The 20,574-nt window shown below is 43.6% G+C and carries 21 protein-coding genes; 14 read left to right on the top strand and 7 right to left on the bottom strand.

The window, feature by feature from the left end:
- Positions 1-781 precede the first annotated feature (781 nt).
- Complete coding sequence (locus NOM01_RS10400) at positions 782-1,243, bottom strand: MarR family winged helix-turn-helix transcriptional regulator (RefSeq protein WP_255748421.1); 462 nt, start codon at positions 1,241-1,243, stop codon at positions 782-784.
- Positions 1,244-1,478: 235 nt separating this feature from the next.
- Here NOM01_RS10400 and NOM01_RS10395 point away from each other — a divergent pair, with 235 nt between their 5' ends.
- From NOM01_RS10395 to tsaD, 5 genes are all read left to right on the top strand, one after another.
- Positions 1,479-3,152 carry an alpha-keto acid decarboxylase family protein gene (locus NOM01_RS10395; RefSeq protein ID WP_255748418.1) on the top strand — a complete coding sequence of 558 codons (1,674 nt, stop codon included), beginning with the start codon at positions 1,479-1,481 and terminating at the stop codon, positions 3,150-3,152.
- Positions 3,153-3,456: 304 nt separating this feature from the next.
- Positions 3,457-3,924, top strand: coding sequence for a tRNA (adenosine(37)-N6)-threonylcarbamoyltransferase complex ATPase subunit type 1 TsaE (gene tsaE / locus NOM01_RS10390; RefSeq protein ID WP_255748417.1), 468 nt, complete (start codon positions 3,457-3,459; stop codon positions 3,922-3,924).
- Positions 3,905-4,594, top strand: a complete 690-nt coding sequence (gene tsaB, locus NOM01_RS10385; RefSeq protein ID WP_255748416.1) for a tRNA (adenosine(37)-N6)-threonylcarbamoyltransferase complex dimerization subunit type 1 TsaB — start codon at positions 3,905-3,907, stop codon at positions 4,592-4,594. The genes tsaE and tsaB overlap by 20 nt, the downstream gene beginning before the upstream one ends.
- Positions 4,595-4,596: 2 nt before the next feature.
- Positions 4,597-5,052 carry a ribosomal protein S18-alanine N-acetyltransferase gene (gene rimI, locus NOM01_RS10380; RefSeq protein WP_255748415.1) on the top strand — a complete coding sequence of 152 codons (456 nt, stop codon included), beginning with the start codon at positions 4,597-4,599 and terminating at the stop codon, positions 5,050-5,052.
- Positions 5,049-6,077, top strand: a complete 1,029-nt coding sequence (tsaD, locus tag NOM01_RS10375; protein WP_255748414.1) for a tRNA (adenosine(37)-N6)-threonylcarbamoyltransferase complex transferase subunit TsaD — start codon at positions 5,049-5,051, stop codon at positions 6,075-6,077. The genes rimI and tsaD overlap by 4 nt, the downstream gene beginning before the upstream one ends.
- 350 nt (positions 6,078-6,427) lie before the next feature.
- Here the strand turns inward: tsaD and NOM01_RS10370 are convergent, their stop codons facing one another.
- On the bottom strand, positions 6,428-8,377 hold the full coding sequence (locus tag NOM01_RS10370) for an ABC-F family ATP-binding cassette domain-containing protein (protein WP_255748413.1): 1,950 nt from the start codon (positions 8,375-8,377) through the stop codon (positions 6,428-6,430).
- Between the two features lie 280 nt (positions 8,378-8,657).
- Here NOM01_RS10370 and NOM01_RS10365 point away from each other — a divergent pair, with 280 nt between their 5' ends.
- Both NOM01_RS10365 and map read left to right on the top strand, forming a co-directional pair.
- A complete protein-coding gene (locus NOM01_RS10365) occupies positions 8,658-9,302 on the top strand; it encodes a redox-sensing transcriptional repressor Rex (RefSeq protein WP_255748412.1) in 645 nt (214 codons plus the stop codon).
- Between the two features lie 113 nt (positions 9,303-9,415).
- On the top strand, positions 9,416-10,171 hold the full coding sequence (gene map, locus NOM01_RS10360; protein ID WP_255748411.1) for a type I methionyl aminopeptidase: 756 nt from the start codon (positions 9,416-9,418) through the stop codon (positions 10,169-10,171).
- Positions 10,172-10,288: 117 nt separating this feature from the next.
- Here map and NOM01_RS10355 read toward each other — a convergent pair whose 3' ends face one another.
- The gene (locus tag NOM01_RS10355; RefSeq protein ID WP_255748410.1) at positions 10,289-10,951 is read right to left on the bottom strand and encodes a CPBP family intramembrane glutamic endopeptidase; all 663 of its coding nucleotides are present in this window, start codon (positions 10,949-10,951) and stop codon (positions 10,289-10,291) included.
- Positions 10,952-11,227: 276 nt separating this feature from the next.
- Here NOM01_RS10355 and groES point away from each other — a divergent pair, with 276 nt between their 5' ends.
- Both groES and groL read left to right on the top strand, forming a co-directional pair.
- Positions 11,228-11,512, top strand: coding sequence for a co-chaperone GroES (gene groES / locus NOM01_RS10350; RefSeq protein WP_255748409.1), 285 nt, complete (start codon positions 11,228-11,230; stop codon positions 11,510-11,512).
- A 63-nt stretch (positions 11,513-11,575) separates the two neighbouring features.
- On the top strand, positions 11,576-13,201 hold the full coding sequence (gene groL, locus NOM01_RS10345) for a chaperonin GroEL (RefSeq protein ID WP_255748408.1): 1,626 nt from the start codon (positions 11,576-11,578) through the stop codon (positions 13,199-13,201).
- Between the two features lie 400 nt (positions 13,202-13,601).
- Here the strand turns inward: groL and NOM01_RS10340 are convergent, their stop codons facing one another.
- Both NOM01_RS10340 and NOM01_RS10335 read right to left on the bottom strand, forming a co-directional pair.
- Positions 13,602-13,781, bottom strand: a complete 180-nt coding sequence (locus tag NOM01_RS10340) for a hypothetical protein (RefSeq protein ID WP_255748407.1) — start codon at positions 13,779-13,781, stop codon at positions 13,602-13,604.
- A gap of 212 nt (positions 13,782-13,993) precedes the next feature.
- Entirely contained in the window at positions 13,994-14,308 is a 315-nt protein-coding gene (locus NOM01_RS10335; protein WP_255748406.1) for a hypothetical protein, read from the bottom strand.
- 348 nt (positions 14,309-14,656) lie between these two features.
- Between NOM01_RS10335 and NOM01_RS10330 the strand changes: the two genes are divergently transcribed.
- Entirely contained in the window at positions 14,657-15,898 is a 1,242-nt protein-coding gene (locus tag NOM01_RS10330) for an IS110 family RNA-guided transposase (protein WP_255748405.1), read from the top strand.
- 380 nt (positions 15,899-16,278) lie between these two features.
- Entirely contained in the window at positions 16,279-16,710 is a 432-nt protein-coding gene (tnpA, locus tag NOM01_RS10325; protein ID WP_255748404.1) for an IS200/IS605 family transposase, read from the top strand.
- A gap of 567 nt (positions 16,711-17,277) precedes the next feature.
- On the opposite strand, the gene NOM01_RS10320 is transcribed toward tnpA, so the two are convergent.
- Positions 17,278-17,913, bottom strand: coding sequence for a LysE family translocator (locus NOM01_RS10320; protein WP_255748403.1), 636 nt, complete (start codon positions 17,911-17,913; stop codon positions 17,278-17,280).
- A 434-nt stretch (positions 17,914-18,347) separates the two neighbouring features.
- On the opposite strand from NOM01_RS10320, the gene NOM01_RS10315 reads away from it, so the two are divergent.
- The 3 genes from NOM01_RS10315 to NOM01_RS10305 all read left to right on the top strand — a co-directional run bounded on the left by NOM01_RS10315 (position 18,348) and on the right by NOM01_RS10305 (position 19,817).
- The gene (locus tag NOM01_RS10315; protein ID WP_255748402.1) at positions 18,348-18,545 is read left to right on the top strand and encodes a hypothetical protein; all 198 of its coding nucleotides are present in this window, start codon (positions 18,348-18,350) and stop codon (positions 18,543-18,545) included.
- 176 nt (positions 18,546-18,721) lie between these two features.
- The gene (locus NOM01_RS10310) at positions 18,722-19,111 is read left to right on the top strand and encodes a hypothetical protein (protein WP_255748401.1); all 390 of its coding nucleotides are present in this window, start codon (positions 18,722-18,724) and stop codon (positions 19,109-19,111) included.
- A 178-nt stretch (positions 19,112-19,289) separates the two neighbouring features.
- On the top strand, positions 19,290-19,817 hold the full coding sequence (locus NOM01_RS10305) for a hypothetical protein (RefSeq protein WP_255748400.1): 528 nt from the start codon (positions 19,290-19,292) through the stop codon (positions 19,815-19,817).
- Positions 19,818-19,848: 31 nt separating this feature from the next.
- On the opposite strand, the gene NOM01_RS10300 is transcribed toward NOM01_RS10305, so the two are convergent.
- Positions 19,849-20,382: a flavodoxin family protein gene (locus NOM01_RS10300; protein ID WP_255748399.1), complete on the bottom strand. Its 534-nt coding sequence runs from the start codon at positions 20,380-20,382 to the stop codon at positions 19,849-19,851.
- Positions 20,383-20,574: the final 192 nt, after the last annotated feature.

Below are 20,574 nucleotides of genomic sequence, written 5' to 3'. Positions count from 1 at the left end.
GTGCGTGTTTTTGCTTTTACATGTATGTACAAGGTTTAAGAGCTTGCCCCACTGGTACGACGATAAGGTGATACGTTGCTTATTCCCAATCCGCACTTATCGGTTGGGCGATCAGTTAAGTGCCTAATCTGATAAATAGAGGGAAAAACTCCGCTTAATTAGAAAATGAACGAAAAAATAGCTTAAATAGACGGAGAAATTCCGCTTATTAAATCGAAAAACGTGAAAATGGACGTTTTTTCTTTGCATAACCGGAAAAATTACCCTTATTTACCGGCGAAACAAGCCCCATGGTGCATATAACCGGAAAATCTCCGCTTATTATACCCGTTAACTAATGAAGGACCAGAATGCTTAATGAAACAGAGGTAGGATGAAGGAGCTTTCATATGTAAGGGAACCTTCGCAAGTGTAAAGGAGCTTTCGTTAAATACGCATACGTCCTGTATGCAACGCAAAAGCCATCACATCCTGTGATCCTGTGAGAGTACATCCTGTATGCACCGCATTCTGCGGAAGTATGCACCGAGGGCTTTTTGTCCGGTTTTTCTAAGATTCTGTTGTTAAATTTAAATAGTTATTTTTAAGGAAATCTTCCTTCGTCCAGGTTCCCTATTTTTATTCAACGAACACACCTCGTTTAATGCTCAAAATGTAAAAGACAGCACCGATAACCAGGCAATCTTCACTAAGTGAGAGTCTCGTATTGTGGCGTTAAAGCGATAGTGAACGGATTGCTCGTACGGAGAATAGTGCGCTCTAAGCATACCTATAGTGTCCATTAGTGAGTTTTGCCTTGAGTTTGATCAATAGCTCTACTTTTAAATTGTGCATTAAATTGCTGCTGCCCCGGACGGACTTTTGCAAGGGCGTTCATGACATCAATCCACGCTTCTTGATAATTAGGTCCGAGAGAATTAAAGATTGTCTTCATCTGCTCTCTTTGCACATGACTAAGTTTGCTTTCAAGCTGCTTGCCTTGTTCCGTCAGATAGAGCAGTTTGTAGCGTTTATCATAATCCGCCTGAACCATCGTAATCAGATTTTTTTCCGATAACACTCTGAGCGGTGCATTAAGCGCTTGCTTTGAAACCTCGAGGATCGAAAGAAGATCGTTCACGGTAATCCCTGGGACCTGAGCAATAAAATAAAGAATGCGATGGTGCACACGCTGTATACCATATTTTTCAATTATTTGGTCCGGTTTCTCAGTAAAAGTTCGATATCCGAAATAGAATAGCATAAGAACCTTATTCAGCTGCTGTTCTTCCTCATTCACGTTTTTCTAACTCCTTTCGTTCTGACCTAGTAGTATAGCATAAAATAAGGACCAATGTCTCACTCAATTTTTAAATAGGACAACATGGTTGACTTATTGGGCGCCCCAGACTATACTTCCTATAAAGGTCAATAATATTGACCTAATAATCTTTCATCAAAGATTATTTTTATATTTAAAAGTGAGGCGATCGGAAGAAATGAGTACAACGTATACGATTGGACGTTATTTAGTCGACAGACTAGGTGAGCTCGGCATTCGACATATTTTTGGTGTGCCCGGGGATTACAATCTTTCATTTCTTGATACAATCATTGAGCATCCGGCACTTGACTGGGTAGGAAACTGCAACGAATTGAACGCAGCTTATGCTGCAGATGGATATGCGCGCATACACGGAATTTCCGCACTGGTAACTACGTTCGGCGTTGGTGAATTAAGTGCTGTGAACGGAATTGCAGGTTCACGAGCTGAACAGGTGCCAGTGGTTAAGATTACAGGATCTCCTGCATCAAAGATTGCAGAAGAAGGTCGTCTTGTTCACCATACATTAGGTGATGGTGAATTTAATCATTTTTCGAAAATGTATAAGGAAGTCACTGCCGCCCAGACAACACTAACAGCAAAGAATGCAACAGAAGAAATTGACCGGGTGCTAAGAGTTTGCTGGTACGAAAAGGCACCGGTTTATATTAATCTTCCGGTAGATATACATGCACTTCCGGCGGAGCAGCCAAAAGAACCTTTGCTTAAAGAAGAACCCGCAGCATCCGCCCATACGATTAGCGAGATGCTCGAAACACTTGTTCCTGTAATTGAGAAGGCAAAGTCACCAGTCATTTTGGCTGACTATCAAGTTTCCCGGTTTCATGCTCAAGAAGCATTGAAAAAATTTGTGGAAGCGACTGGTTTCCCTATCGCAACACTGAGCATGGGAAAAGGTGTTTTTAATGAAGAGCATCCTCAATTTATTGGCGTCTATAGTGGAAAAACAAGTCCCGATTATTTACGAAATCGGATTGATCACGCAGACTGTATTCTAAGTATTGGGGTTAAGTTCACCGATTCGATTACTGGAGGCTTCTCACAAGGCTTCAATGAGAATGTTGTCATCCACATATCACCCAAGAATGTAAACTATTTGAATAGAACATTTTCAAAAATACCTATGGATGAATCGCTCAATCAATTGGCAGGAATTCTAAAAAAACATGATTTTCCGGATCTGAATATTATTCCAGTTACAAAACAGCAGAGAGTAGAGCCTTTCTATGTAGAAGAGAATCAGGCGCTGACACAGAAACGTTTCTGGGAAATGATTCGACTTTTCATCCAGAAAGATGATGTGGTTGTTGCTGATCAAGGCACTTCATTTTTTGGTGCTCAGACGGTCCCTCTTAAAGAAAATGTTACCTATATTGGACAGCCGTTATGGGGATCAATCGGCTATACATTGCCGGCGACACTCGGCACACAGCTTGCTGATCTATCACGACGTAATCTTTTGCTGATTGGTGACGGCGCATTTCAATTAACTTTTCAGGAAATTTCGACCATGTTACGCGAAAATCTTCATCCGATCATTTTCGTGATCAATAATGACGGCTATACTGTTGAACGCTCAATCCACGGACCTGAAGCTCCATACAATGATATTAAAATGTGGCGCTATGCAGATATTCCGGCTGTTCTCGGTGGAAATAAGAATTTTAAAAGCTACAAAACGAATACAGAAGGCGAACTTGCTGATGCCCTTAAGGACATAGCTGAATCACCGGATGTTTTGCGATTTGTCGAGGTCGTTACTCAGAAAATGGATATGCCAGAATTATTGACCACCCTCGGTAAAGTTTTTGCTGCTCAGAATGACTGAATTTAATAGTGTTCAATAAAGATGGTAATAAAAAGAGGGCGTTTCAAAAGTCTATTGACTACGAAACGCCCTTTAAAATTACGTATGTTTCGGGATTAAACTATTCGATTTGAAAAAATCCACAAATGACCGTGAAATTTGACTAACTATAGTCTGCTCTATTGTTAGGATTATTCCTTACAGACATCGTTGTGAAGAAAGAAATTGTTGTTTAATTATGGTACACTTAAAATATATTTGGTGAAGGATGCCAGTCATTTTAAAATTAATATTATGGCATAAAGCTATTGAAAAGGTGAACGTTATGCATCAATGGATCACACATTCTCCTGAAGAGACCATGAGTTTTTCCGAGCGTCTGGCGACTTTCCTAAGACCTGGTGATGTCTTGACCTTGTCAGGAGATCTCGGCGCGGGTAAGACTGTTTTTACCAAAGGTCTTGCCAAGGGCCTCGGTATCCAAGAGATGGTGAACAGCCCGACATTTACTATTGTTAAAGAATATCAGAGTGGGCGCTTGCCCCTTTTTCATATGGATGTGTACCGGATAAGCGATGAGGAGGATATCGGTCTGGAGGATTATTTTGATCAGGATGGGGTGACCGTGATTGAGTGGGCGGAGAACATCCCTTCGTGGCTTCCCGATGATCTTTTATCTGTTACAATTGAGCGTGTGAACGAACAGGAGCGAAGGATCACATGCAAAGCAAGCGGCAGCAGATCTGAGCATATAAATGAGGAGATATCAAACGATGAACGTGCTAGCGATTGATTCATCCAATTTAGTGATGGGTGTCGCCGTGACAACGGAACAGAAAGTGCTTGGCGAGTTGACGACGAACAGCCGTAAAAATCATTCGGAGCGTCTGATGCCTGCCATCGCGCAGATGATTAAGGCAGCCGGGCTTGAGCCGGCAGACATCGATCGTATCGTTGTGGCTGAAGGCCCGGGTTCCTACACAGGACTTCGTATAGGCGCAACCATTGCAAAAATGCTGGCTTGGACACTGAAAAAAGAACTGGTCGGCGTTTCAAGCCTTGAAGTGGTTGCTCAAAATGGACGTGGTTTTGAGGGCTATATCGCACCGTTCTTTGATGCGCGGCGCGGTCAAGTGTTTGCCGGGTTGTATGAAGAGAAAAATGGCGAAATTGTTTCAGTTGTTCCCGATCAGCTTGTAATGATTAATGATTGGATATCTGAATTACGAAAATTGGGCAAACCGATACTTTTTCTCAGCAATGATTTAGACAAATGGGGTGAATTAGTATCCGCTGAAGCCTACGCGGAACTTGGAGATATCACTCAGAATGTGCCTAAGGCGGCAGAACTTGCCCGAATTGGCGCAAAAAAAGAGCCGGTATCCGATATACATCATTTTCTGCCGGCATATCTTCGCTTAGCTGAGGCTGAAGCGAAGTGGCTGGCGAAACAGGAGCGATAAGCATGCCGGATCTAGAATCAGTAAACATCCGACCGATGACCGCGGAGGATATTGATCAGGTTATGGTCGTGGAGTACAGTGCTTTCGATGTGCCGTGGTCAAGACAGGCCTTCGAAAATGAGATCAGCAGCAATCATTTTGCTGCTTATTTCGTTGCCGAGCTTGCCGGGAAGATCATTGGTTATTGTGGAGTCTGGGTTATCGTTGACGAAGCGCATATAACTAATTTAGCGGTACTTGAAGGTTATCGTGGATTCAAGGTGGGCGAATCGCTGCTGCGCCAGGTTATTCTCTATGCGGTATCCCAGCAGGCACGTTCCATGAGTCTTGAGGTACGTGTCAGCAATGAGATTGCACAGAATTTGTATCGTAAGGTCGGATTTAAAAACGGCGGTATCCGTAAAAACTATTATTCAAACAATGGGGAAGATGCGCTAGTCATGTGGGTGAGACTATGAAAATAGATATGAATCAAAAGACATTAATTTTGGGAATTGAAACGAGCTGCGATGAAACGGCAGCTGCCGTTGTCGAGAACGGTACGATCATCCGCTCAAGCGCGGTTGCCTCACAAATTGATATCCACCGACGTTTCGGCGGTGTTGTTCCTGAGGTGGCATCCCGTCATCATGTGGATCAGATCACGGTTATTTGTGAGGAAGCGATGGATAAGTCCGGAGTATCCTGGGGCGACCTGGATGCGATTGCGGTGACCCAGGGGCCGGGATTAATCGGTGCACTGCTCGTAGGTGTGAACGGTGCAAAGGCACTGGCATATGCGCATTGTCTGCCTCTTGTCCCGGTTCATCATATAACCGGGCATATTTACGCCAATCGTTTTGTTCGTGAACTCGAATTTCCGCTGATTGCACTGGTTGTTTCAGGCGGACACACCGAGCTCGTTCACATGAAGGAACACGGCTCGTATGAAGTCATTGGTACAACACGAGACGATGCCGCAGGCGAAGCGTTTGACAAGGTTGCGCGAACGCTCGGGCTACCCTATCCCGGCGGACCGGAAATTGACCGTTTGGCTAAGGCAGGCAAGCCGGTCATTGATTTTCCGAGGGCATGGCTGGAGGAAGGTTCGCTGGATTTCAGCTTCAGCGGATTGAAATCTGCAGTCATCAATTATGTCCACAACGAGCAGCAGCGTGGTCATGACTTGAATTCCGCCAACATTGCGGCCAGCTTTCAAGCCAGTGTCAGTGATGTACTCGTTAAGAAAACACTGATCGCAGCGGAACGGGTTCATGCGAAACAAATTCTTGTTGCAGGCGGTGTTTCTGCGAACAGTGCAGTTAGAACTGAAATGGAACAGGCCGCACGTACTCGGGGAATTCCTCTGATTATTCCACCGCTGAAGCTGTGTACAGACAATGCAGCAATGATTGCAGCATCCGGAACAATCGGGTTTCTGAAAGGGACGCGCGCCGACCTGTCACTGAATGGGAAAGCAAACCTGGCGATTGAAGACTTTTAACTAAACAGTAACCCAAAAGCGGAGATGAACTAAACTCCTGAAATTGGGCAATGAAGATCCAACATTGAGGGTTCACATCAAGAGCAGAGAGAGATTCCTGCTCTTTTTTTATTTTTTTATTTCGTGCAGGTTGAGCAGATCACAAAAATTTGAAATACGAATGCCTGTTGATTGTTCGTGGATAAATCCAAAAAAATAGCTTATGCACAGGTGGATAAGTTGTTTTGAAAATAGCAATCAGGGAGTTATACACAATGGTTGTGCATAACTCCCTGATTTAACTGAATAAATTGGGGATAACCACATATGTTTGTGGATATGTCCTCTTCTTAGTGTGGATAACATCATTATCAATCTAATTCGTCTAATTCGAGCTGAGCGGATTCCCAGTCTTCCATCATCTTAGCGACTTTCGCTTCATCCTGTTCGATTTGCGTCTGAGTTTCTCTTGACTTTTTTGAGTCGCTGAAGACTTCCGGATCGAGCAGTGCTTGTTGATTTTGCTCAATTTGTTCTTCCAGCTTGCTAATATCAGTCTCTGCTTGTTCGATAAAACGTGCAAGCTGACGTTTTTTCTTTTTCAATTCCTTTTCTTTTAAAAATTGTTCCTTTCCGTCCCCGATCACAGGCTCATTTTTTTGTGCAGCTGTCGTCTGTGCCTCAAGCTCTGCAATCTGTTCCTGTTCCAATTTCTTGTCGACATAATAATCATAATCGCCGAGATACTCGGTAATTCCTTCGCGCGACAGTTCGAAAATGCGATCGGCAATGTTATTGATAAAATAACGGTCGTGAGAAACGAACAGAATCGTTCCCGGATAGTCAATTAGGGCTCCTTCGAGGACCTCTTTGCTGTCCAAGTCAAGATGGTTGGTTGGTTCATCGAGGATCAGCAGATTGTCATGGCGCATCATCAGCTTGGCCAGCATGAGACGTGCCTTCTCACCACCGCTTAATTGGGAAACCATCTTTGACACATCATCACCGGAAAACAGGAAGCCGCCGAGCACGGTCCGAATATCGCCTTCAGGCTTTAACGGATAATCGTCCCATAATTCATTAAGTACGGTTTTCGTTGGATTGAGGCTCTTTTGTTCCTGATCATAATAACTGATGCTGACATGGCTGCCGAGACGCACCTCACCTGAACGGAGCGTTGTGCCGCCGTCAATCGCTTTAAGCAGCGTTGATTTGCCGATCCCATTCGGGCCGACTAATGCAACGCGATCTCCTCGGCTGATCTGAAAGCTGAGATCGGATATCATGGGTTTCTGATCGTCGTAGCCGACATCAAGATGAGAAACCGCGAGCACATCACGACCGCTTTGCTGTTCAATATCGAAGGTAAAGGTAGCCGATTTGGCGTCGCCCATTGGACGATCCATAAGATCCATTTTTTCTAATTGTTTGCGTCGGCTTTGCGCTCGTTTTGTCGTCGAAGCACGTACAATATTTTTCTGAACAAAATCCTTCAGTTTTGCTACCTCTTTTTGCTGCTTATCATAGGCTTTCAGTTCACTTTCAAATTCTGCCGCGCGCACTTCCAGATAACGCGAATAGTTCCCTGTGTATTTGCGCACTTTATGTCTGGTAATTTCATAGACCTTTGTCGCAATTTTATCGAGAAAATATCGGTCGTGAGAGACGACAAGCACACTGCCGTTGTAGCGCTGCAAGTAACCTTCCAGCCATGATAGCGTTTCAATGTCCAAGTGGTTGGTTGGTTCGTCAAGAATCAGCAGATCCGGCTTGATGAGCAGGAGCTTGCCGAGCGCAAGCTGAGTCTTTTGCCCACCGGATAAATTGCTTACTGGCGTCTCATCGGGAAAGCCACCGAAATTCAAGCCGTTCAGCACGCTGCGTGTTTCTGCCTGGTAAGTGAAACCGCCTTTTTCGCGGAAGTCTGCTTGCATTGCATCGTAAGTCTTCAGCAGCTGATCGTAATCTTTAGGATTAGCAAAGCTGCCGGGATCCGCCATCTGTTCTTCCATCTTACGCATTCTCTTCTCAAGTGCGATAAGGGGCCCGAACACAGACAGCAATTCATCATAGATTCCGCGCGTCGAGTCGAGTGTGGCATTCTGCGGCAGGTAGCCCATTGTACGGTCTTTTGGCATGATGATCTCACCGCTGTCCGCACTCATTTCTCCGGCAATAATTTTAAGCAGCGTTGATTTGCCAGCGCCGTTACGGCCAACCAGCGCAACGCGTTCTCCAAGCTGTACTTCTATGGAGATATTAGATAAAACAAGATCAGTTACAAAGGATTTACTGATCTCATTGGTTTGTAAGAGCAACACAGATTTTCACCTCAGAAAGATTAGGAATAGCGGTCGATTTTCCGGAAGCAGGATGTTTGCTTCGGAATCTGTACGCATAATAAGATAGATATGTTCATTGTAGCCTACTCGTAAATTATTCGGCAACTGCGGAGGCATGCGATGTAGAATTAGGACGAATTTAATAGTGATTGTGAAATAAATAACAAAAATATTGTTGATTATAGTATAGTTGAACTAGAGATTTAAGAAAACGGCGTCAACACGACCCGTTTTGTAAAATTGGGGGGAAGACCCGGTCATGGCGAACCAAAATGTACCTCAGGCGACTGCCGAGCGGCTGCCGCTGTACTATCGAACACTGCAAGGCTTGGTTGCAGTGGGGAAAACGCGTATTTCATCCTCGGAATTCGGAGATCTTGTGCAAATCGATTCAACAACGATTCGCAAGGATTTTTCTTATTTCGGTGCGCTCGGAAGAAAAGGATACGGCTACGACACGCAGCATCTGATGGATTTTCTAAGGAAAACACTTTATCAGGATGAATTATCAAAAGTGGTTCTGATTGGTGTCGGACATTTGGGCACTGCACTGCTCAATCACAACTTTCAAAAGAATAACAATACCAAGATCGTGAAGGCTTATGACATTGATCCTTCTCTCACTGGTACGGTTGTCAGCGGCACGAAGATTTATGCGATGGATACATTAGCAACCGACGACAACAGCGACATAACAGCCGCCATATTAACCGTTCCGGCTGCACATGCACAGGAAGCAGCGGAAATGGCGCTTGCATCAGGCATTCACGGATTTTTAAATTTTTCTCCGACGACCTTGTCTCTGCCGGCAAACGCTTATGTCCGTCATGTGGATATGACAGTTGAGCTTCAGGCATTGATTTATTTTCTTAATCATTCGATGGAAGAAAGGAATTCTAAATGATTAAGTGGTAAAATACAGGTGCATAGCATTAACTGGTTAAGAATCAACGCATGCGCGGACAGTGAGCAGTTCGTTCGCGCTTATGCGGTTTAAAAATAAGGTGGAATGCAGGAATGATTCAATTAAAATCACAAAATGAAATTGCTGAAATGAAAAGATCCGGTCAGCTGCTTGCTCGAGCGCATCAGCATATTAAAAAAATGATTCGTCCCGGTGTGACGACCTGGGAAATCGAAGAGTTTGTTAATGAATTTCTTGAAAAGCACGGCGCGATTCCTGAAGAAAAGGGATTTCAGGGCTATAAGTATGCGACCTGCGCTTCAGTTAACGATGAAATCTGCCATGGCTTTCCGAATAAAAAGCCTCTGAAAAATGGAGATATCGTCACGATCGACATGGTCGTTAATCTGAACGGCGCAATGTCGGATTCAGCGTGGAGCTATGCAGTCGGTGAAATTTCCGATGAGGCGAAGCATTTGCTGAAGACGACGGAAGAATCGCTTTATGAAGGTATTAAACAAGCGGTTGTCGGAAACCGGCTCGGCGATGTCGGCTACGCTATTCAAAAATATGCCGAGGATCGCGGACTCAGCGTTGTTCGTGAATTTGTCGGCCACGGTATCGGACCGACAATGCACGAAGATCCGCCGGTTGCACACTATGGCCGCCCTGGTCGCGGTCTTCGCCTTAGAGAAGGCATGACGATTACGATTGAACCGATGTTGAACATTGGTGACTGGCGTTCAAAGGTTGATGATAACGGTTGGACGGCACGCACGATCGACGGTTCATTGTCTGCACAGTACGAACACACATTGGCGATCACGAAAAACGGTCCGGAAATTCTGACCGCACTTGATGAAGAATAAAGAGTACGAGATAGAAGAAGCGGAGCCCCAATTAACGGGCCCCGCTGTTTTTATACAAAAAAACGTTTAATAGATCAAAGAAAGGACTTGGTCTCCCAAATTTTTTCAACCGCTCTTTTACATAAACCAGTGAATCCAGCTGGTTGTATTCGGAATGTGCACACTCAAGCTGAGTAGAACAACAGTGGCATTCATGGCTGCATGCATGAACATGGTCACCCAAATGCGACCGGTCTTGTGATAGGCATAGCAAAGAAAGAAGCCAATCACAACATAAATAAGCAGATGCGAAAAATCAAAATGGCCGGCAGCAAAGATTAGGGAACTGATCAACGCGGCAAAAAAGAAGCCAATGCCCTTTTTCAAACTTCCGAAAAGAATCTTGCGGAAAACAATTTCTTCAAGCATCGGTCCGATGATGCTGACTGCGAATATAAACAAAGGCGCCTTGCGGGTCATCTGGACGACATCCTGAGTATGCTGCGAGCTGATCGGCTGACCTAATATGAGGCTGTTGATCAGTGCTGTCGCAATCTGAAGAACGAACAGGATGAACACACCGCAAATTGCCCAAGCGATCGACTCGCCGATAGAAGCAACCGGACCGCGTGCCAACCTACGCTCGGGTATTAGCAGCAGTGAGACAATAATTAAGGTTAAGAAAAAGACGGCTGCGTATGCATCACCGGAGGACGATCCACCTTTCGGAAATCCGGGAATCAGCGGAGATATAAAGCAGATAAGATAAACAAGAACGATCAGGATATACCGTAAAACCAAAGTCAGACACCTCATATCTATTTGTATAATTTAGGATTATTTGTGAAAAGCTGAAAGCATTCTAGAAGGTTATTGCTTGTTTTGTCTATTTTAACATAGCGGATTTTCTTTATCCTTTAATAACTATTTGAACCATTTTTATGGTTACATATATTTTCGAGTAAAAACTTGCAAATCTATTGGGAATTGATTATTATATTAAATGGATTAGCACTCAGGCGAACTGAGTGCTAACAAAGGTACTTAACTTAACATTTTTAAGGAGGGTATTTCAACATGTTAAAGCCATTGGGTGATCGTATTGTGATCGAACCACAAGAAAAAGAAGAACAAACAGCAAGCGGTATCGTACTTCCTGATTCGGCGAAGGAGAAGCCGCAAGAAGGCCGCGTTATTGCCGTTGGTGCCGGCAAGGTGTCCGACAAAGGCGAACGTATCGCTTTGGACGTAAAAGAAGGAGAAAAAGTGATCTTTTCAAAATATGCAGGCACTGAAGTAAAATATGACGGCAAAAGCTATCTCGTTGTTCGTCAGGACGATATTCTCGCTGTTATTGACTGACTTGCAATGCTCGTTTAACAGAAGATCCTCAGATCTAATTTAATTTAGGAGGGACTATTCACAATGGCAAAAGATATTAAATTTGGTGAAGAAGCGCGCCGCTCGATGCTTCGCGGTGTCGACGTTTTAGCTGATGCAGTAAAAGTAACGCTCGGACCGAAAGGCCGCAACGTTGTACTTGATAAGAAATACGGTTCACCGCTGATTACGAATGACGGTGTAACAATTGCAAAAGAAATCGAACTTGAAGATAAATTCGAGAACATGGGTGCACGTCTTGTATCCGAAGTCGCTAGCAAGACGAACGATGTAGCCGGCGACGGTACGACAACTGCAACGGTTCTTGCGCAGTCTATGATTCGCGAAGGCTTGAAGAACGTTGCTTCCGGTGCAAACCCAATGGGCATTCGCCGCGGTATTGAAAAAGCAACTCAGGCTGCCGTTGAGGGATTGAAAGAAATTTCAAAGCCGATTGAAGGCAAAGCATCAATCGCACAAGTTGCAGCTATTTCTGCAGCTGACGAAAAAGTCGGCGAACTGATTGCCGAAGCTATGGAAAAGGTTGGCAACGATGGTGTTGTTACGCTTGAAGAATCCAAGGGCTTTGTTACTGAACTTGACGTTGTTGAAGGTATGCAATTTGATCGCGGTTATGCTTCCGCATACATGGTTACAGACCAGGATAAAATGGAAGCCGTTCTCGACAATCCATACATCTTGATCACCGACAAGAAGATCTCAAACATTCAAGAAATTCTTCCTGTTCTTGAAAAAGTTGTTCAACAAGGCAAACCAATGCTGATCATCGCTGAAGATGTTGAAGGCGAAGCGTTGGCAACGCTCGTACTGAACAAACTGCGTGGTACATTCAACGTTGTTGCTGTTAAGGCTCCTGGCTTCGGCGACCGCAGGAAAGCAATGCTCGAAGACATCGCTGTACTGACCGGCGGACAGGTCGTTACAAGTGACCTTGGTCTCGAACTTAAGGAAACAACGGTTGATCAACTCGGAACAGCCGGCAAGGTTATCGTTACGAAAGACAACACGACGATCGTTGAAGGTGCAGGCGCATCCGACAAGATCGGCGCGCGTGTCGGTCAGATCAAAGCACAGTTGGAAGAAACAACGTCTGACTTTGACAAAGAAAAGCTGCAAGAACGCCTTGCAAAACTGTCCGGCGGCGTAGCCGTAATCAAAGTCGGTGCAGCAACTGAAACTGAATTGAAAGAACGCAAGTTGCGTATTGAAGACGCTCTGAACTCGACTCGCGCTGCAGTTCAGGAAGGTATCGTAGCCGGCGGCGGTACAGCTCTTGCTAACGTGATCAAGAACGTTGAAGCTGTTGAAGCTGAAGGCGATGAAAAGACCGGCGTGAACATCGTTGTCCGCGCACTCGAAGAACCTGTTCGTCAAATTGGCGAAAACGCAGGCCTCGAAGGCTCTGTCATCGTTGAAAAACTGAAATCCCAGAAACCAGGCATCGGCTATGACGCTGCCAAGGATCAATGGGTAAACATGATTGAATCCGGAATTGTTGACCCAACAAAGGTTACACGTTCCGCACTGCAAAACGCGGCTTCTGTATCTGCAATGCTGCTGACAACTGAAGCAGTCGTTGCCGACAAGCCTGAAGAACATCCGGAACCGCAAATGCCAGCCGGAGCACCAGGAATGGGCGGTATGATGTAATAAACTAAAAAACATTGATTTAACAATGTTTTTCAGTATGAATAGATTGTTTTTTAGGGCACTTCTCATGTATCCATTTGGATACATGAGAAGTGTTTTTTCACAAGTAAAGAAAGTATAAGATTTTGCCTCGTATTTAAACAAATAAACCAGTGTCTTGACCGAGAATCAAAGCGGAGGTGCGAGACGCCTGCGGGATCAGGTGCCAGCGAGACCCCGCAGATTTCTGCCTGACTGAGGAGGCTCGCGGTGCGCCCGCGGTCGCGCTCAGTTGATGCGAGCAACCGAAGCGATGATTCAGCACTGTAAAGACACAAACTAATCACACATGGCTGGAGATTAAGGACCGGGCGCTTTTTGCCCGGTTTTTCTTATTTTTTGAGTGACATGAGCATAAATTTTAATTGCGATTTTTTTCTCTTTTCTGAGCGTAATCGATGGAATAGTATAGAATCCAAAAAACAGCTGGAATAATCATGATACAGATAAAGTATTTAGATGGAAGAGGAAAAAGAAAACCAAAAACGAACATCATAATTACGGCAGGGATAACAAGCAGCGTATAGAGTTTCCAGTTCATTTTAAACTTCCTTTCATTGAATGAAATTGTAAGGAGTTGAAGAAATGTGCGATTTGACACGACCCAATCATTTCTTCTTATCCAAAATCAGGAACACTGAAAATGAAAGGGGAAACAACTGAACCAAGTAGTTTTTAGGGTGCTAAGGTGAAATCTGAGGATAATAGCAGCAATAAGGAAAATTCCTGTAGAACTCTTCATAGCATGCATTTTTACATTCCTGACTGCCAAGCGATGATGATAAATGTAGTCCAAAGAATAGTCAAGATGATGACAAGTAGCCCACCACCCATGACTAATCCATCGATCACGCGCTCGATGGTTCCGAGGTTTCTCTTGATCGTTATGTCGATAATGATAAACGTGATAGCTGCTGCAGAAAATAAATAAGCCAGCACAGCGCCAAACCAGTACCAAAACATGCTGTTTTTGGTCCAGTAGGCCATTTCTTGAAACGCATACCCAAAAAAGCAGGCCACAATTGTCAGCAGTGCAATAATTGCAGGCAATACAAAAGGCTTTTTCATCCAATCATCTCCTCGTATTATAAGTTTTGAAGTTAATGTAATCCCCTGTTCAGCTCGGGTACTGCGTGATATCCTCTAGTTGTTCATTGGAATGGATCCAACTGGACTAGGCTTATCGCTCCTGTAGTTCGACTACGTTTTAAGTCTGCCGCCCAGGCAACTGCCAGATATGCTGACGCACAAGATGTGGCGGCTGCGGCTCAACTCATCAGAAGCAGGATGAGGCAGCTTTGAACGCGCAGCCATGGTCTACTGATCGCGAGGTCGCGTTCATGCAGGTGTAATTAGGGGACATCACAGAGTATCCGAGCTTATTCCAAAATTGATCAGGAAAGGAGGTCCTTCCCAATGAAATTGTTTGTTGGTATTGATGTGAGTTCAGAGAAACTAGACGTTTGCTTTTTGGACAGTGATCAAAATAGGCTGATCCAAAAGTCTTTAGCGAATAATCTGATCGGTGCCGGTGCCATTAAGGATCTGGTGTTGAAGTTCCACTCAGCCGCTCACTATCAACGGGTGGTGATCGGCATGGAGTCCACATCCATCTACAGCTTTCATCCAGCGGTGTTTTTTCATGAAGATGCGGACTTGAAGGCGCTACCTCTCGATGTCGTAACCCTCAACCCGACGATGATTCATCGTTATAAAGGGCTATTTGACGAGGACAAGACCGATACGATTGACGCCTTCCGGATTGCCGATTTTCTACGTATTGAGCGTTACCAGGTACCCGTCATCAAAGAAGAGAAGTATGTCGCGCTCCAACGTCTGACACGAACCCGTTATCAGCTGATTCATCAAATGACCGAATGTAAACAGCACTTTCTAGAGAATCTGTATTACACGTGCAACACCTTGACTCAGGAAATTCCGACCTCTGTGTTCAGTGCGTCGATCATGGATATCCTAAGCGATTCCCTATCCCTCGATGAGATCTCCCAGATGAAATTGGAAGACCTCGCCGAACGTCTAAACAAGGCTGGAAAAGGACGCTTCAGTGATCCGGAAAACCTGGCCAAAGCGATTCAGAAAGCAATACGGGATTCCTACCGCATTGGCAAAGTCCTTCAGGATTCCATTGATGTCGTGCTTGCCACCTATGCCCGTATCATCGCCGGGCTGAAGAAACAAATTCAGACACTGGACAAGAGCATTGAGTCTCTATGCGTCATCATCTCCGAGGCGCGAAGTCTCATGAGTGTTCCGGGAATCGGTCCGGTCTACACGGCCGGTCTGATTGCCGAGATCGGTCAGATTGATCGATTTGACAATGAGGCTCAGCTCGCTAAATATGCCGGCCTCTACTGGAAAGTCTCCCAATCCGGAACTTTTCGGGCAGAACGCACGCCACGAACACACACGGGTAATGAATACCTTCGCTACTACTTGATTGAAGCTGCCAATTCAGTAAAGCGACGTGACCCGGTTTATCGATCCTATTACCAAAAGAAATTCAATGAAGTTCCTAAGTTTCGTCATAAACGCGCACTCGTACTAACAGCAAGAAAACTGGTTCGGCTGGTGGACGTGCTGCTTCGCGACCACCTGATTTACACGCCGAAGGGAGGTGAAGTCGCCGATAATCAGTAAAGATCCACCTCCTTATTGCCTTCAAAATTTTGGTAATTATTGAAGGCTTAGGTTTGTGTTGTCTCTTTTTTCAAATGTCTGTGAGAAGTAAAGGAATTAATCTTATTTAGGTCTTGACTTAATACCACAAGACTTAATAAATCGGGATTCGTCTCGATCGAACGATACCCTATTTTACCATATTAAATGGCATGTGATGCTAAAGGAGACGCGGCGTATCATGTCAGAAAATAATAGAGAATGAATGAAAGCGGCACCCTCAGGGGTTGTTTTGATTTTGCTTTAGTTTCCAAAAGCGGGGTCTAAACCCACCGTCTTTAGACGGTATCCGCTTTTAGCCTTATCTTTTCGTGTCCATACTTTTTACAGAGGTGAAAAGTATGGACGGTTATCAAAAAAATGGTCACGCGATCTATGACATTAAGTATCATGTGATCTGGGTGACAAAATATCGCTACAAAGTGTTGCGAGGCCAGGTTGCTGTCCGGTTACGGGAACTGATCCGGCAAGGTTGTGACGCCAGAGGGATCACGATTCTGCAAGGTAGCGTAGGTAAAGAGCACATTCACCTGCTAATTTCCTGTCCGCCCAGTTTGGCTCCAAGTAAAGTCATGCAGTATTTGAAAGGATGTTCATCCCGGTTATTACAGGATGAATTTCCAGAATTGAAAAAACGATATTGGGGTCAGCATTTATGGTCCAGAGGCTATTTCTGTGCAACGGTGGGCACCGTGACAGACGGAATCATCCGAACTTATATTGCCAATCAATCAAATAAAGTCAGGGACGACATTTTCAGGATTGATGACTGAGTTCAGTCAGAATTCAGTGTGCATTGAGCACAAGAACTTTCAGAAGACTTCAGTCTTGAATGGCGACTTTAAGTCGCAGACATTTATGTCTGAACCCACCTGCTTTAGCAGGTGGGCGTTTAGAGGAGATATGCAGCCAATTGCTCTAGGAGTGCTAGACACGGGTAAATGATGGGTTGCGGCTATACAAAAATAGTATTGGCCCCACCATCGCCAACACTGATGGCGATGGTGGGGCCACCCTCACTGACATTTATTGTACCTCTCAAATGTTAAAAACAGCTTAAGGCTGAATTAAGAAGGTATTAGGAATGGTATTGGCATCCACTGTTCACACGATGAGTACGTTTGCCTGCCAGCTGCCCTCAACAGCTGGTAAGAACGGAATCTTTCCCTATTTTATTCATGGAGACTGCAGAGCTGACAAGAGGTTGGAATATTTTTTCAATTTTCAAGTATTAGTTTATTAAAAAAAGAGGTTTCTCAACCGATTTTGAAATCGATGAGAGACCTCTTTTTTGTATCCATACGGAGGCATTGTCCCAAATGATGTCGGCAGCAAGATGCTTAATATGCTGTGGTCAAAGATCTTATAAATTCATACCCAAACCGGATGCCAAATGCCAGTAATACAAAACCTGCGCCAATAGAGAACCAACGCATAAACTTTTGATTCACAAATCGGCGTGTCATGTGTATGACGCTGAGCAGAACGATATCGTGAAGAATAATTCCCAATAGTATTCCTAAGGCAATATAAAGAAAAGAATGTGATGTAGAAGCGGTTAATGAATTTGTGAGGATGGAGCCGAAAATACCAATCCAAAAAATAATACTTCCCGGCGATATTGCTACCATTAAACCCGACAAATAGGATTTTAGAAGCGAACGCTGAACAGGTTTCTGTTCCTCATCATGAATAAAATCTTTACTCTCTTTAAAACTGTCAACAGCTAGATAGATAAGAAAGAAACAGCCAAACAGCCACATTACACTTTTAATTATCGGCATCGATAGAATTGTAGAAAAGCCGAAATAGATGAAGAGAATCATGATAAAATCAACGGTCATTCCACCAAGACCAACGCACCACCCAAATAAAAAGCCATTTCTTAATCCCTGCTTGGTCATACCAATGGTGATCGGACCAACAGGAACTGAAATAGAAAAACCTAATACTATGTACGTGAACAAAAGATGCATCAATAAACCCCTTTCCATTACCTTGCTTTGCTTTGAGTGAACCTGGATTCATGAATTTTTCTGACCCTGCTGCACAGGATTAATGCCCGTCAATTCCTTTTCAGTTCCGCAGTCAAAGAGAAAGTGCAGGAGATCGCAGAAATAGCTATCTCATAAAAGAGAATTGAAGATGAAAATATGGATGCGGCAATGTAAGCCAGATGTTTTGGGGACGAGCTTCTCAAGTTCGAAGATGATGTTGCCAATGTGCAAAGACAAGACACCAATACTATAGTCACCTCAATAGCCTGAAAAAATAGCATACTATATTTTTGATTAGCTTGCATAATTAACTTAACATGCAGATTTATCCAGGCAGAGGTTACTTAAATAAAGTATGATGAAAGGGAATTGTTTTCGTTTGATACTAAACGAATGGTGAGGAGGTAATCTATATGCTTTTACTGATCAGCGTTCTTTTTTTATTGAGCAGTGCGTCAATGACTTTTGCTATACAGGCTCTGTATCAATTATCATTTAAAGAAAAATACACATCACTATCGGACTTCTGTGATCAAACTGGTCTTGCATGGATTCCCTCAGTTTTATTTGTTCTATCGTTAGTGACCTTTATCGTATCTTTTGTATACTAAATAGAAAAAGTTTGAGGCCGAGGAAATGACGGGTAAATACCGTTATTTCTTCGGCCTCTTTTAGAGCTGCACTGCCAAAAAAGGCGACAGTCTGTGGAAGATCGCTCAAGCAAGGAAAGTAACCGTGAATAAGCTAATGAGCGTAAGCAGACTAACCTTTTGAAAGGATGAGTGTTGTGCAGGATTTAGGAGTACAGGTTTTATCGGCAGTTTTATCTCTATTAGTGGCAGGTGTCGGTGCCTTAATCACAGCCTTCGTGCCAAAGATTAAATCGGCAGCGGACAAACATCTGAGCTCGTCTCAAGCTGATATAGCTAATAAAGTTCTTGATGGACTGTCATCAATTGCTGAGACTGTCGTTGCAGATTTTAATCAGCGAGTTGTTGCAGATGCCAAGGCCAAAGGAGCGTTTACTTCAGAACTTGCTGCGCGTGTCAAAGATGACGCAGTCAAGTCCGTCATCGCTCAGGCACCGGAATTGATCTCACTCGGAGAGCAGGCGATTGGCAATATTAAAGCGCTGATTCCGCAATTGATTGAACAAGCAGTTCTCAAGGCAAAATAAAACGCCACCACCCAGGTTTCTGGGTGTACATATTAAAATCAATAATGCGAATAGAAAAAAATAACATGTCTATACTCATCGGTAAAATAGAGGAGATGGAAAAACTCACATGACACTGATTAGCAGCAGCTTTTTAGGTATCCTATAAATAATCATTTAGCAAAATTTTAAGAGGTGATTGAAAATTAAGGCATACAAAATTTTGGCAATGAGTATTCTGCTTTTGGTTCTATTTGCCGGGTGCACGCATGTGAAGAAGTCAACAAATGCGAAGCAAGTTCAAGTAAATGCCGCACTCGTTAAAGATCTAAAGCATGGGAAAATCAGTGGGACACCGCTTTCTTTGAACGATGGATTTAGTTTGACGGACGTCAAAAAAGCTTGGGGAGAGCCGGATCGGCACATTGATCGTGAAGAAGTGCAGAGTTATGTGTATCAGAAAAACGGTCAAATGTTTCAGATCGATGACAACATTGAAACAGATGCCTTTAAGGATCAGAGACGCTTTAAATATAGCTTCGTCGTGCATTTGAAGACTTCTCGAGAAGAGATCGTTAAAGAAATGCGCATGTCGCCAAAAATAAATGGAAAACGCCTGATTCAGTATCAATATAATGGGCACGTCATTCAGTTCGAACAAGACGGGACAAAAAACAACTGGCTCATGTTCTACAGAAATGCATCGCAAAGTGACATAAAAGAGTGAGCATATCATTTTTAAAGGCAGACCAATAGGATCAATGATTAGTTTGATTTTTAAAATAGTGATTTAAATGGGCTGCAGAATTCAAGGCGTTTTTATCTATTAGAACGTCCCCTTTTTTGTCACCTTTGCCAATGACATAACTGCCGAATTTCATTTGTAAAAAGTCACAGATAAATTGCATTTGTTGGATCATTGGTAATGCTTTGATGTAAGGTTCATCGCCACCCACAGTAATTAAATGAACTTCTTTCGCTTTCATTTTTTCTTTGAAATTAGGCATTGACGGATCCCTCAGGGTTTTAGACCAACGATCAATATATAGTTTTAATAAACTAGACATACCATACCAGTAAACCGGAGTAACAAATAAAATTATATCTGCGAGCACTTGTTTTCGGATCAGCTTTTGGTAATCGCCATCTTCATGTCTCTGAGTCGAAATGGGATTAATGTGATAATCTCTCAAAAAAACTTTTGTAACATCTAAATCTTGAAGCGCAAAATCTGCAAGCGTTTCTGAGTTCCCTTTGTCTCTTATAGAGCCATAAAAAGCAATGATTTTCATAAATTGATCTCCAATCGTTGTTATCTTAACTATAATGACTTTTAGAAGGCTATTAAAGAAGAATAATTCGATACCATCAATCGAATTTTCGAATGCATCAAAGTTGAAGCATGTTTTGTCTACTTAAATTATATCGAACGTGAGTTTGTATTTTTAGTTTAAAAAGAACATATGTTCGTGTATAATGGATGA

The sequence above is a fragment of the Sporolactobacillus sp. STSJ-5 genome, from assembly GCF_024385605.1.
In the GTDB taxonomy this organism is placed as follows: Bacteria; Bacillota; Bacilli; order Bacillales; family Sporolactobacillaceae; genus Sporolactobacillus.
Note: the sequence above shows the minus strand (reverse complement) of the source record. Positions and strands in the feature narration are given on the sequence as shown.

Coding starts and splice junctions, on each gene's coding strand:
- NOM01_RS10400 (WP_255748421.1), bottom strand. CDS start 1,243: ATGCTATTCTATTTCGGATATCGAACTTTTACTGAGAAACCGGACCAA.
- NOM01_RS10395 (WP_255748418.1), top strand. CDS start 1,479: ATGAGTACAACGTATACGATTGGACGTTATTTAGTCGACAGACTAGGT.
- tsaE (WP_255748417.1), top strand. CDS start 3,457: ATGCATCAATGGATCACACATTCTCCTGAAGAGACCATGAGTTTTTCC.
- tsaB (WP_255748416.1), top strand. CDS start 3,905: ATGAACGTGCTAGCGATTGATTCATCCAATTTAGTGATGGGTGTCGCC.
- rimI (WP_255748415.1), top strand. CDS start 4,597: ATGCCGGATCTAGAATCAGTAAACATCCGACCGATGACCGCGGAGGAT.
- tsaD (WP_255748414.1), top strand. CDS start 5,049: ATGAAAATAGATATGAATCAAAAGACATTAATTTTGGGAATTGAAACG.
- NOM01_RS10365 (WP_255748412.1), top strand. CDS start 8,658: ATGGCGAACCAAAATGTACCTCAGGCGACTGCCGAGCGGCTGCCGCTG.
- map (WP_255748411.1), top strand. CDS start 9,416: ATGATTCAATTAAAATCACAAAATGAAATTGCTGAAATGAAAAGATCC.
- groES (WP_255748409.1), top strand. CDS start 11,228: ATGTTAAAGCCATTGGGTGATCGTATTGTGATCGAACCACAAGAAAAA.
- groL (WP_255748408.1), top strand. CDS start 11,576: ATGGCAAAAGATATTAAATTTGGTGAAGAAGCGCGCCGCTCGATGCTT.
- NOM01_RS10340 (WP_255748407.1), bottom strand. CDS start 13,781: ATGAACTGGAAACTCTATACGCTGCTTGTTATCCCTGCCGTAATTATG.
- NOM01_RS10335 (WP_255748406.1), bottom strand. CDS start 14,308: ATGAAAAAGCCTTTTGTATTGCCTGCAATTATTGCACTGCTGACAATT.
- NOM01_RS10330 (WP_255748405.1), top strand. CDS start 14,657: ATGAAATTGTTTGTTGGTATTGATGTGAGTTCAGAGAAACTAGACGTT.
- tnpA (WP_255748404.1), top strand. CDS start 16,279: ATGGACGGTTATCAAAAAAATGGTCACGCGATCTATGACATTAAGTAT.
- NOM01_RS10320 (WP_255748403.1), bottom strand. CDS start 17,913: ATGCATCTTTTGTTCACGTACATAGTATTAGGTTTTTCTATTTCAGTT.
- NOM01_RS10315 (WP_255748402.1), top strand. CDS start 18,348: ATGCTTTTACTGATCAGCGTTCTTTTTTTATTGAGCAGTGCGTCAATG.
- NOM01_RS10300 (WP_255748399.1), bottom strand. CDS start 20,382: ATGAAAATCATTGCTTTTTATGGCTCTATAAGAGACAAAGGGAACTCA.